We start from the raw sequence: 12,734 nt of genomic DNA on the forward strand, positions 1-12,734 counted from the left end.
GGAGACAAAATGAATACACATCGAATATTAATCGTAGAAGATGATTTGAAAATTGCTACATTATTAGGCGATACTCTTCGTAAGTATCATTATGATGTAGAAACAGTTAAATCTTTTGACAATATACTTGATGACTTTAAAGCGTTCAATCCTCATCTTGTTTTGCTAGATATTAATTTACCTTCTTTTGATGGCTATTATTGGTGTCGTCAGCTTAGACTGCTGACGACATGTCCAATCATTTTCATCTCAGCTAGATCAGGTGAGATGGATCAAATTTTTGCTTTAGAGAATGGTGGAGATGATTTTATCACAAAGCCTTTTAACTATGAAATTGTCTTAGCGAAGATTAAAAGCCATTTACGTAGGTCCTATGGAGAATATGCGACAAAGCAAGAAGAAAGAACGATTAAGCAAGGTCAGTTAGAATTATTTTTAGAACGTATGGAACTGCATACAAAGAATGCGGAAATTCCGCTTCAAAAAAAAGAATGTGTTATTTTAGAATTATTAATGGGACAAGCTCCAAAAGTTGTATCTAGAGAAAAACTATTAGAAGAATTATGGGATGATCAAGCTTTTGTAGACGAAAATACGCTGAATGTTAATATGACACGTGTCCGTAAAAAACTGTCTGATTATGGTGTTCAATCAACCATAGAAACTGTACGAGGTGCTGGATATCGCTTTGTTTTATGTGAAGAGGAGCAATAATAATGGAGTCTTTAAAACTATTCATAAAAGATCATTTAGCTTATATTTTCTTTGATATATTGCTTGTGTTTTTTATCTTCTTATTATATTGGTTAGACGGATTTCGCAATATAGATACTGCTATTTATTCCTTTATTATTTCACTTGTGCTAACCATCACTTTTTTGTGTGCACGTTATATAATGAGACGATCTTTTTACAAAAAAGTACTGCAATTACCCAGCGAAATGGAAGATGCATTACAACATAATGCGAAAACCCCAGAAAACATTGCAACAGAAAAGTACATTCACAAACTTTACGAAATCTATCAATTAGAGGCACAAGCATTGTATGCACAGCAAAGGCGGCATCTTCAATTTATGAATCAATGGGTGCATCAGATGAAAACCCCAATTAGTGTTTTAGAGTTACTTTTGCAAGAAGATGATGAATTGGATAAGGTAAGTGTTCGAGAAGAAGTAGATCGTTTAAAACATGGACTGGAAACCGTTTTGATGAATGCACGTCTAGATACTTTTGAAGAGGATATGAAAATTGAACAAGTAGCATTACGACCGTTAGTAAGTTCACTTGTAAATGAAAATAAACGATTATTTATCACGCATCATGTGTACCCTAATATTGATATCGCAGAGGATTGTATCGTACCAACGGATCCAAAATGGATAAAGTTTATTATCGGGCAATTTATCACCAATGCGGTGAAATATACTTTCGAAGATGGCAAGAAACTATATTTATCTGCGTCAATTAAGGGTACACAAGTTATTTTAACGATTAAAGATGAAGGGATCGGGATTCCACCATCTGATTTAAAACGTGTAACAAAAGCGTTCTTTACGGGTGAAAATGGGCGTAAAACAGGTGAATCTACTGGAATGGGCTTATATTTAGCAAAAGAAGTGTGCGATAAGCTTGGTCATCAATTGGAAATTGAATCTGAAGTAGGAAGAGGTACAACAATTCGAGTGTACTTCCAGCACTCATAAAAGAATTGAGGTAATCGCATGTCGATATTGAAAATCCGAGATGTAACAAAAGTATACGAAGGGAAAGTTACACATCGTGCTGTCAATCAACTAAGTTTCGAAGTAGAAAAGGGAGAGTTTCTAGCGGTAATGGGGCCATCAGGAAGTGGTAAAACAACTCTCCTCAATATGATTTCCACTATAGATACGCCAACATCAGGAGAGATTGTCATTAATGACGTAAACCCTCATAGCTTGAAGAAAAATGATTTGGCTTATTTTAGAAGACGTCAGTTAGGATTTGTCTTTCAAGATTTCAATTTGTTGCAAATGCTAACTGTTGAAGAAAATATCGTATTACCCTTAACACTCGATGACCAAGACCTTGATACGATGCAAACGAGGATAAAGGATGTTGCGAGACAATTATGTATTGAAAGTATCCTTGATAAAAGACCAAATGAAATCTCGGGTGGACAAGCTCAAAAAACTGCTATTGGCCGTGCTATTATTCACAAGCCCTCCTTGTTATTAGCAGATGAACCAACTGGAAATTTAGATTCTAATTCATCAAGAGATGTTTTAGAACTTCTTGGCAGTATTAATAAGCAAGAGAACACAACAATTGTAATGGTAACACATGATCCAATTGCTGCAAGTTATTGTGATCGTGTTTTGTTTATAAAAGACGGAGAGTACTTCAATGAAATTTATAAAGATAATCATCGTCAGACATTTTTCCAAGCCATTTTAAATGTGTTGAGTTTACTAGGGGGTCATGTCGGTGACTTTTCGGCAGTTCGCTTTCCTTAATGTCATCAGAAATTTCCGTGTCTATGCGGCCTTTTTCTTATCGAGTGTGGCATCTGTTATGGTGTTTTTTATATATTCTATGCTGATGTTTCACCCAAAAGTTGAAGATGAATTTCTACGAGAGATTGCCTTTCAAGGAATGTTTGTAGCAGAGGTTATTCTGGTGCTCTTTACATTGTTTTTCTTGTTTTATTCTATGAGAGCTTTTTTAGAAGCACGTTCAAAGGAATTTGGTATATTACTGCATTTAGGAATGGAGAAAAGACAACTCAATAAGCTAATATTGTTTGAAACAATGATCATAGGGTTTACTTCGATTGTAGTTGGCATCATTTTTGGCTATGCCTTTTCAAAGTTTTTCTTTATGATTGTACGAGAAATACTTCAAATCGATAGCCTACCGTTGTATTTTTCGTGGAAGCCATTTGCGTTAACAATTGGTACATTTACTAGTTTGTTTATCATAATTTCCTTAATAAGTGTGATGTTTATTAAGGATAATAATTTAGTAAGTTTATTGCGACTCTATTGGAAGAACGAAAAAATTGCAAAGTATTCAGTGTGGAAAGGGATTGTAGGATTACTTTTCTTAATTGCTGCCTATGTTATGGCTGCAAATATTCGGAAGGAATATCTTATTGTTTTTACAACTTTAACACCGCCTTTTGCAATGATTGGTACATACCTATTTTTTACAGATTCAGTACCATTTATATTATCCCGTATCCGAAAACATAAGAAATGGTATTGGCACAAGTATCGTATTGTATCAATGGCAAAGACGTCTTCTATTATGCGTGAAAATGCAAGAATGTTCTTTATCTCTTGTATGGTATCAACATTAGCTTTTTTAGCGATTGGTACATTAAGTTCTATGTCGACTTTTACGCATCAATATCACCAGCTAAATCCATTAGGTTTAGTCTATTCAAGTAAATTAGATAATCCATATGAAAAAGAGCATATTACAGGGTTGATTGATGAATTACAAGATAAAGGACTTAGTTATCATCTCAATAAATTTGATATTAAGCGTCAAACTTCATCAAATACACAAAAACCTGTAAAAATTATTACGCAATCAGATATTAACAGATTAGCAGTTGTGTTTGGTTATCCGGTAGTTCGTTTAAAACCTGGAGAAGCGATGTTTTTGCCATATTCTGAGGATTCTATCAACGAACTTCAGAATAAAAAAGTAGAAACGGTTTTACAGGAAAATAATGTGCCACTTTATATTGATAAAGTATATCCAAAGGTACTATTTTCACCGACAGAGCTTGGGACAAATGTGATTGTTGTTAGTGATCAAGATTTTCGTTTGATAAAAGAGCCTATGGTAGGGGCAAATGCCAATCAATCTACTAACCATATTTTTGTTTTCTATGTACCACAATGGACTAAAACAAAGGATATTGGCACAAATTTAGATGCAATTATGACGGAAGCATATATGACAAATCATGAAAATGATTTACCTTTTTACTTTGAAAACCCAGGTTTAGATTATTCCTTTATACGTTCAACGTTTGCATTATTATTATTTATTGGATTATTAGCTGCGACAGTCTTTTTCCTTGCTTCAGGTAGTTTTATATACTTCAAACTTTATACAGGACTTGAAGAAGATAAAAAACAATTCGATGCATTACGTAGAATGGGCATTACAGATAGGGAGTTACGTAAGATCGTTAATAGTCAGCTCATACCGCAGTTCTTTCTCCCATGGGGATTAGCAATGTTCCATAGCACATTTGCTTTTATGGCACTTCAAGTGTTTTGGAAAGGTATTGCAGATCTATCTATAATAAGAGAGATTTTCCTCGTATTAGCAGCAATTACTTGCATACAGTTGTGTTATTTCTATTTAATACGTTGGCGATACTTATCACATATTCGGGCTATATAATTGAAAAACAACAGATGGCTAAAAATGGCTGTCTGTTGTTTTATTTTTCTAATTTCTATATAATAGATTTGGATGGAGAATGAATGACCATTCATTTTTATTCTTACAAAGGGGATGAGGAGATGAATTTAGTATCAGCAGTTTATAAGACATCCACAGAAAAAGCAGAAAAAGTAGCGTATCATTTTGGGGGAAAAGATACGACCTACGCAGAGTTCGAAGATTCAGTGTCTAAAATGGCAACTACATTAAAGGAATTAGGGGTTGAAAAAGGGGATCATGTAGCGTTCTTATTGGGCAATACACCTCATTTTGTTATTTCTTTATATGCAACCATGCGAATTGGAGCGACGGCTATACCAATCAATCCTCTTTATACGCCAGATGAAATTACATATATTATACGTAATGGTGATGTAAAAACAGTGATTGCATTAGATGCCTTACTGCCATTAGTGGAAACGTGTATCACCGTCTTTCCAGATGTACATTCGTATGTAGTATGTGAAACAAAACCTGATACAATTGAGAAAATGCAAACATTACCTCAAAATGTAAGAGAGAAAGTCTATTCTTTTACACAACTAATTGCAAAATCTGAACCAACAGTTAAACCAGAAGAAATTGATGAAAATGATACTGCCATTATTTTGTACACATCAGGTACTACTGGCCATCCAAAAGGTGCAATGTTAACGCATAAGAATTTATATTCAAATGCTCGAGATGTATCTGAATACCTACAATTTAATGCGAATGATCGTGTCATTACAACATTACCAGTTTTTCACGTATTTGCTCTAACAGTCGCAGTAAATGCACCTTTATTAACTTCAGCACAACTAATTATTTTACCAAGTTTTAGTCCAAAAGAAATTTTTAGAATTGGCAAAGAACTAAGACCAACTGTTTTTGCAGGTGTTCCGACAATGTTCAATTTCTTATATCAATTCCCTGAAGGTCATCCGGAAGATTTAAAATCATTACGTTTAGCTATTTCCGGAGGCTCTTCTATGCCGGTGGCATTATTGCATAATTTTGAAGAGAAATTTAATGTTAGAGTATCAGAAGGTTATGGGTTATCAGAGGCTTCACCTGTTACTTGTTTCAATCCTTTAGATCGAGATCGTAAGGCAGGGTCTATTGGTACAAATATTGTAAATGTAGTAAATAAAGTAGTTAACGAATTTGGGGAAGAGGTGCCAGTAGGTGAAGTTGGGGAACTAGTAGTAAAAGGACCCAACGTCATGAAAGGATACTATAAAATGCCTGAAGAAACAGCAGTTGCAATTCGTGATGGATGGTTATACACTGGAGATTTAGCTCGAATGGATGAAGAAGGTTATTTTTTCATTGTTGATCGTAAAAAAGATATGATTATTGTAGGTGGATATAATGTTTATCCACGTGAGGTCGAAGAAGTACTATACTCCAATCCAGGCGTGCTAGAAGCAGCGGTAGTTGGTATTCCTGATCCAAACCTTGGTGAGGAAGTACTTGCTTATGTTGTGTTAAAAGACAAATCAATTACAGTAGAAGATTTGCATGAATATTGTAAACAGCACTTAGTAAAATATAAATGTCCAAAGGAAATACTATTACTCGACGAATTACCAAAGAATACTACTGGCAAAATTTTACGACGTAATTTGAAAGACCAAGCTCTTTCTCGCGCGTAAGGTTGAGTTTTATAGAATAACAAGGAGATGTTCATTTAAATACTTTTGAACATCTCTATTTTTGTATACGAAATAATTTTATCAGGTGAGACCGATTCATACAGAGTAAATAATTACTAAAAAAAGTCTATTCACCATCCCAATGATGAATAGACTTTTTGATTTTTATGCTTTTTTATATTTTGCATAATATAAAATAACTAACGCTAGGATCCAAATTGGACCAACAATTAATGCAATTTGTGTATCTGGGAAAATCCCCATAAGGGCAACTACTAAAAGAAGGAAGACTATTGCTAAGTAGGAGCCAAATGGATACCAAAATGCTTTATAAGTAAGCTTAGAAACTTGTGTTTTAGTTAATGATTTACGGAATTTGAACTGACTGATTAATATAATCATCCAAGTCCAAATCGCACCAAATGTAGAGATGCTTGTTAACCAAGTAAATACTTTTTCAGCTACAAAGTAGTTTAATACGACACCTATTAAAAGTACAAATGTAGATGCTAGAATTGCTACTGTAGGTACGCCACCTCGTCCAACCTTTTTAAAGATAGCAGGTGCTTGATTTTGTTCAGCAAGGTTAAATAACATGCGGCCAGTGCTGAAAATTCCACTGTTACAGCTTGATAAAGCAGCAGTTAGAACGACAAAGTTGATAATGCCTGCTGCGTATCGTATACCGACTTGACTGAACATTAACACAAATGGACTATTGTTTGTATTGATTTCATTCCATGGATAGATGGACATAATAATTGTTAATGCACCAATATAGAATATCAAAATTCTCCAAAGTACTGTATCGATTGCATGAGGTATAACTTTTTTAGGGTTTTTTGCCTCACCAGCAGTAGTCCCAATCATTTCGACTCCAAGATATGCGAACATAACAATTGGTAAGGACATAAATATACCTTTTATACCATTTGGCATAAATCCACCATGACCCCATAAATTACTAAAGCCAACAGCTATACCATCATTACCGATCCCAAATAGGATGATCCCTAATCCAATAACAATCATTGCGATAATTGCAAAGATTTTAATGAAAGCAAACCAAAATTCAAATTCGCCAAATGTTTTTACTGCAATTAAATTGACGATTGTCATAACTATTAGCGCAATGAGCGCCCACAACCATTTAGGTGAACCTGGGAACCATAATTGCATGTATATTCCGACTGCTGTAATTTCAGCCATACATGTCACAATCCACAAAAACCAATAGTTCCATCCGGTTATAAATCCCGCGAGTGGTCCTAAATAATCTCTTGCATAGCGACTAAAGGATCCGGCGACAGGGTTTTCAACCGCCATTTCACCAAGTGCACGCATAATAATGAAAATTACGATACCACCAAGGGCATAAGCGATTAAAATAGCAGGACCAGCCAATTGGATTGCTCCTGCAGAACCTAGAAATAAACCGACTCCTATGGCAGCACCGAGCGACATTAGCGTGATATGTCGCGACTCCAACCCTCGTTGGAGCTGTGGTTTCTTGTTCATGACTAAAACTCCTTCGATGCTATAAAATTGTAACTTCATAATGGTACCACAAAATGCTAATAATAAAAATGGACATGTCGTACTAAATGAAAGAAATATTCTGAATGATTATTTTATATAACGTTTACGTTATGTATATGCTTAAGGTATAGTGAAATTACATTAGTTGTAAAATTAGAGAAAGGGAGTAAATAAGATGAAAAGAATCCTTGAGAAAGAAGATTTGTACAAATTAACTTCCATTTCATCGCCTGTGTTGTCACCAAATGGTCAAGAGGCAGTTGCAATTCGAACTATTATGGATCAGGGAAAGAATAAATACTTATCGTATTTAATCCATATTCATGTTGATACAAATGAAGTATCTCAATGGACATTCAGTGAAGAAAGAATTTCAGCACTTTCTTGGTCACCAGATGGAAATTTTGTTGCATTTTTATCTACAAGAGATAAACAAAAACAACTTTTTATACTATCCAAAAATGGTGGGGAAGCAAAACAAATTACCAAATTTGTGGATGGTGTGAATTCATACCTATGGGATCCAAGTAACGAAAAAATTTGGTTTTCTGCAAATGTTCAAGAGGGGAAAGAATTTACGGAAGCAAAAGAAGAGAAAAAAGATGAACTTCCTACGGCATATGTTGTAGAAGGTATGAGATATAAAATGAATGGTGTCGGATTAATTAAACGAAAAAGCTATAACCAAATCGGAGTCGTAAGTCTTGCAGATCTTCATGTATCTCGTTTTATAACGGATACATATAATTATAGTTTGCTATCTATTTCTCATGACGGTCGTTTTCTTGTAGTAGGAGTAAACCGCACCAAAGATCAAGACAATGATTGGCATTCGCCAATTATATTAATAGATATCAAATCAAAGAAAGAAACCGTAATAGCTAATGAAGAAGGGTATATTGGAGGAGCAGCTTTTTCATTTGACGATCGTTATATAGCATTTGTTAGTAGCGACTTTACTTATCGAAATGCAGGTCATGCACATCTTTATATTTATGATGTAGAGCAAAAACGTTATTGGAATTTAACGGAATCGCTAGATCTTCCAATAGGTGATTATTCGGTAGCAGATGTTCAACAAAACGTTTCAGCTCCAAGTTTAGTTTGGACTGAAGCAAACGATCTATACTTCCAGTTATCCACTTCAGGAGATGTGCGTTTATATTATGCTACATTAGAAGGTGCTATTTATCCTGCGAGTCCAGAAGACGAGCATGTCTATGGGTATGATGTATCTAGGAAAGGTGATATAGCTATACTTGCGATTAGTAATCCTGTTTTTCCAGGAGAATTATTTAAATATGAAATTGCGTTAGGAGAAAGAAAGCAAATAACGTATTTTAATGATGAATGGTTACAAGAAGTGAAAGTTGTCGAACCGCAGCCAATTAGTTATGAAGGATCTAATGGGTGGACCATTCATGGATGGTTGATGAAACCTGCTAACTACAAAGAAGGTGAAAAGTATCCATTAATTGTTGAGATTCATGGCGGTCCACATACTATGTATGCAAATACTTTCTTTCATGAATTACAGTTATTGGCGGCTCAAGGATACGGCGTGTTATATGTAAATCCAAGAGGCAGTCATGGTTATAGCCAACAATTTGTGAATGCATGTCGTAATGATTATGGCGGTGGTGATTATGAAGATATTATGGCAGGAGTAGACTATGTTCTTGCACAAAATAATTGGATCAATGCAACGCGGTTAGGTGTAACCGGAGGCAGTTACGGTGGTTTTATGACCAACTGGATTGTAGGGCATACAAATCGTTTCAAAGCTGCGGTTACACAACGTTCTATTTCCAATTGGATTAGCTTCTTTGGTGTTTCTGATATTGGTTATTACTTTACAGAATGGCAAATTGGGAAAGATATGAACGATATAGATAAATTATGGAATCATTCACCTTTAAAATATGCGAATCACGTTGCAACGCCTTTGCTTATATTACATGGAGAAAAAGATGATCGTTGTCCAATTGAACAGGCTGAACAATTCTATATAACATTAAAATCTATGGGGAAAGTCACTCAATTTGTACGCTTCCCAAAAGCTGATCATAATTTATCCCGTGAAGGTATTCCAAATTTAAGACAACAACGTCTGGAACACATTATAGATTGGTTTAAAGAATACCTATAATGATTGCTTGTAAAATTAGTGTAAAGTTAATGGGAATCTAGCAACTTTCCTTCTAACCAATCGTTACTATTAAAAGAACGCATGTGAAAACTGTGACATAAAACAAATTTAATAGTATGATGAATAAGAAAATTCATGGATTGTGAGTGGAAGTAATGATTGATCTGATAAGAAGTTTGTTTGATTTTATTATGCACATTGATGTGCATTTAAGAGACATTGTTACCCAATATCATGGGTGGGTATACGGCATTGTATTTTTAATTGTATTTATTGAAACTGGTGTAGTAATTATGCCATTTTTACCTGGTGATTCATTGTTATTTGCAAGTGGTGCCTTAGCTTCTTTAGGTGCACTAAATTTGTGGATTTCAGTAGCTGTATTTTTTGTAGCAGCTGTTTTGGGAGATTCGTTAAACTATGAAATTGGCCATAAAATTGGGAAGTCCATTCCGGAGAACAGCTTTTTAGGACGAGTAATTAATAAGGAACGTATGCAAAAAGCACAAGACTTCTTTGACAGACATGGTGGTAAAACCATTGTGATTGCTCGATTTATGCCAGTAATTCGGACTTTCATACCATTTATAGCAGGCGCAAGTAAAATGAGATATCGCCATTTTATTGTGTACAATATTACAGGTGCACTTTTATGGGTGTTAATCGGAGTATTTAGTGGCTATTTCTTCGGTAATATTCCATTTGTAAAAAATAACTTTTCAACAGTTATTTTAGCGATTATTGTATTATCATTACTACCAGCTATTATTGGTATGTTACGTACAAGTTTTAAAAAATAATCAAAAACATCTCTTATTAGTATTTAATTAAAAATATTGATAAAGAGATGTTTTTTGATTTTTATTGATTTCAAACTATCTATAAATTATAAAACGAAAGAAATAAGATAATTATATTTATTGTAAATAATGCTATAATACTAGTAAAAATGTATTAAAGGAGAAAATTGATGGAGGTTTTTATTGGTAGGCAACCAATTTTTAACACCCTAGAAGAAGTCTATTCGTATGAATTATTATATAGAAATGGGATTGAAAAAAATCAATTTCCAGAAATTGATTCAGATTTAGCAACGGTTGATGTTATCGTCAATTCATTTTTTTCAATTGGATTTGAAGAATTGGCAAATGGTAAACCATGCTTTATCAATTTTACTGAAAATCTGTTAATGAGTGAAATTTTTGATCACCTTAATCCTTCTCAAATTGTTGTTGAAATACTTGAGGATGTACCAATTTCTGAACAATTAGTACAACGTGTAAAAGAACTAAAAGCAAGAGGCTTTCGAATTGCTTTGGATGATTTTGTCATGCAAGAAGATATTCATTATTATCAGGAATTGTTTACATATACAGACATCATTAAAGTCGACTTCTTAATTTCTACGAAAGAAGAAAGAAAGCAAATTGAAAAACGGGTGAAAAATGAGTATCCTCATATCGCATTACTAGCAGAAAAAGTTGAAACTAGGGAACAATATCAAGAAGCAGTTCAAATAGGCTATAAATTATTTCAAGGCTATTTCTTTATGCAACCACAAATTATTAAAGGAAATGAAATCCCTGCAAACTTATTGCAATATTACCGAGTAATTGCCCTACTTCGTGTTGAAGAACCTGATATTGACCAGATCGCTGAAGGGATTGAACACGACTTAGCTTTGTCCTATAAACTAATGCAATTGATTAATTCTTCATCAAAACGTTCAAGATCCAAAATTCGATCGATTAAGCAAGCAATATTACATTTAGGATTAGAAGATTTAAAAAAGTGGATTTATATTCTAACCTACCGTGAATCTCAAAAATTCAATTCTTGTGGTACGTTTGATGAGTTAATGAAAACATCTTTATGTCGTGCGAAGATGTGTGAATTATTAGCGAAATATAACAGAAAACGTAATACGTCCGAATATTTTTTAGTTGGAATGTTTTCCTTAATAGATGCACTCTTGCAAAGACCAATGAATACCATTCTTATGAAGTTACCGTTGTCAGATGAAGTAGTAGAAACAATATCAGGTAGTAGTTCATTCATGCAACCATATCTACAATTAACGATTGCATTAGAACGAATGGATCTAAAAATGGCTTATCTAATTGCTGAAGATTTGAATATTAATATTGATGATCTTTTAGAAATGTCAAAAGTAGCAAATAAATGGTCGAATACAATTTGCTAGAGAAATTCGATTCAAAAAGGAAAACGGTAACATATCACGATATACTTCAAGAAATTGTATAAATTAGAGGTATATATTTATATGTATTTTCCAATATTAAGTGCACTAAACCCTTTGTAACTGTTTGGTATATGTTGACCAAACCTTCCATGTTAGTGCTATTGGCATAAAAGAGACACAAATACATAAATTAGTCAGGTTTAATTTATACTTGAATTTGGTATACTTACTACGTAAGATATTATAATTTCTTATAGGAGGGTTCTTCATGAAAAAAGCACTACTTGCTTTGTTACTGGGTTCTGCATTAGTTTTAGGCGCTTGTGGTACGACAAATAAAGAAAAAACCACAACAAATGAAACTACTACTACAGAAACAAAAAATAACACAGCAAACAATACAACAACAACTGAAGAAAAAACCACCGAAACAACAAAAGTTGACGCTGAAGCAGTTGCTAAACAAAAATGTATCTCTTGTCACGGTAACGATTTATCAGGTGCTGTTGGCCCGAATTTAACAAAAGTAGGATCAACATTATCAGAAAGTCAAATCAAAGATATTTTGAAAAATGGTAAAGGTAGTATGCCTAACCAATCTGGTACAGGCCTTAGTGATGATGAATTAAATGCTGTTGCTAAATGGCTTTCTGAAAAAAAATAAGAATTTTTTAACTAGCTTTCATTGAGGGGGAAGCTAGTTTTTTATTGCCTTCAAAATGTGTTACCCTGGGTAAGGAAACCTTATTTGGCTTTT

At 33.9% G+C, this 12,734-nt stretch carries 10 protein-coding genes; 9 read left to right on the forward strand and 1 reads right to left on the reverse strand.

Annotated features, from left to right (window positions below; translation table 11 throughout):
• Nucleotides 1-9: 9 nt before the first annotated feature.
• From CEF14_RS18015 to CEF14_RS18035, 5 genes are all read left to right on the forward strand, one after another.
• A complete protein-coding gene (locus CEF14_RS18015) occupies nt 10-714 on the forward strand; it encodes a response regulator transcription factor (protein ID WP_102694094.1) in 705 nt (234 codons plus the stop codon).
• 2 nt (nt 715-716) lie between these two features.
• Nucleotides 717-1,706: a sensor histidine kinase gene (locus tag CEF14_RS18020; protein WP_102694095.1), complete on the forward strand. Its 990-nt coding sequence runs from the start codon at nt 717-719 to the stop codon at nt 1,704-1,706.
• An 18-nt stretch (nt 1,707-1,724) separates the two neighbouring features.
• The gene (locus CEF14_RS18025; RefSeq protein ID WP_102694096.1) at nt 1,725-2,498 is read left to right on the forward strand and encodes an ABC transporter ATP-binding protein; all 774 of its coding nucleotides are present in this window, start codon (nt 1,725-1,727) and stop codon (nt 2,496-2,498) included.
• On the forward strand, nt 2,470-4,407 hold the full coding sequence (locus CEF14_RS18030; RefSeq protein WP_102694097.1) for an FtsX-like permease family protein: 1,938 nt from the start codon (nt 2,470-2,472) through the stop codon (nt 4,405-4,407). Before CEF14_RS18025 ends, CEF14_RS18030 begins: the two co-directional genes overlap by 29 nt.
• Before the next feature lie 122 nt (nt 4,408-4,529).
• Nucleotides 4,530-6,086: a fatty acid--CoA ligase family protein gene (locus CEF14_RS18035; protein ID WP_102694098.1), complete on the forward strand. Its 1,557-nt coding sequence runs from the start codon at nt 4,530-4,532 to the stop codon at nt 6,084-6,086.
• 165 nt (nt 6,087-6,251) lie between these two features.
• Here the strand turns inward: CEF14_RS18035 and CEF14_RS18040 are convergent, their stop codons facing one another.
• Nucleotides 6,252-7,604, reverse strand: a complete 1,353-nt coding sequence (locus CEF14_RS18040; RefSeq protein WP_102694099.1) for an amino acid permease — start codon at nt 7,602-7,604, stop codon at nt 6,252-6,254.
• Nucleotides 7,605-7,800: 196 nt separating this feature from the next.
• Here CEF14_RS18040 and CEF14_RS18045 point away from each other — a divergent pair, with 196 nt between their 5' ends.
• The 4 genes from CEF14_RS18045 to cccB all read left to right on the forward strand — a co-directional run bounded on the left by CEF14_RS18045 (nt 7,801) and on the right by cccB (nt 12,641).
• Nucleotides 7,801-9,774 (forward strand): S9 family peptidase, encoded by a 1,974-nt coding sequence (locus CEF14_RS18045; protein ID WP_102694100.1) that lies wholly within the window; start codon nt 7,801-7,803, stop codon nt 9,772-9,774.
• 158 nt (nt 9,775-9,932) lie between these two features.
• Nucleotides 9,933-10,574, forward strand: coding sequence for a DedA family protein (locus CEF14_RS18050; RefSeq protein ID WP_245890288.1), 642 nt, complete (start codon nt 9,933-9,935; stop codon nt 10,572-10,574).
• Between the two features lie 170 nt (nt 10,575-10,744).
• Nucleotides 10,745-11,977 (forward strand): EAL and HDOD domain-containing protein, encoded by a 1,233-nt coding sequence (locus tag CEF14_RS18055; RefSeq protein WP_102694102.1) that lies wholly within the window; start codon nt 10,745-10,747, stop codon nt 11,975-11,977.
• A 268-nt stretch (nt 11,978-12,245) separates the two neighbouring features.
• A complete protein-coding gene (gene cccB, locus CEF14_RS18060) occupies nt 12,246-12,641 on the forward strand; it encodes a cytochrome c551 (protein WP_102694103.1) in 396 nt (131 codons plus the stop codon).
• Nucleotides 12,642-12,734 lie beyond the last annotated feature (93 nt).

It is taken from the genome of Rummeliibacillus pycnus, assembly GCF_002884495.1.
GTDB lineage: Bacteria > Bacillota > Bacilli > Bacillales_A > Planococcaceae > Rummeliibacillus > Rummeliibacillus pycnus.

Excerpts from the sequence above, each read along its gene's own strand:
- CEF14_RS18055 (WP_102694102.1), top strand. The coding sequence starts at position 10,745 with ATGGAGGTTTTTATTGGTAGGCAACCAATTTTTAACACCCTAGAAGAA.
- CEF14_RS18035 (WP_102694098.1), top strand. The coding sequence starts at position 4,530 with ATGAATTTAGTATCAGCAGTTTATAAGACATCCACAGAAAAAGCAGAA.
- CEF14_RS18040 (WP_102694099.1), bottom strand. The coding sequence starts at position 7,604 with ATGAACAAGAAACCACAGCTCCAACGAGGGTTGGAGTCGCGACATATC.
- cccB (WP_102694103.1), top strand. The coding sequence starts at position 12,246 with ATGAAAAAAGCACTACTTGCTTTGTTACTGGGTTCTGCATTAGTTTTA.
- CEF14_RS18045 (WP_102694100.1), top strand. The coding sequence starts at position 7,801 with ATGAAAAGAATCCTTGAGAAAGAAGATTTGTACAAATTAACTTCCATT.
- CEF14_RS18020 (WP_102694095.1), top strand. The coding sequence starts at position 717 with ATGGAGTCTTTAAAACTATTCATAAAAGATCATTTAGCTTATATTTTC.
- CEF14_RS18015 (WP_102694094.1), top strand. The coding sequence starts at position 10 with ATGAATACACATCGAATATTAATCGTAGAAGATGATTTGAAAATTGCT.
- CEF14_RS18025 (WP_102694096.1), top strand. The coding sequence starts at position 1,725 with ATGTCGATATTGAAAATCCGAGATGTAACAAAAGTATACGAAGGGAAA.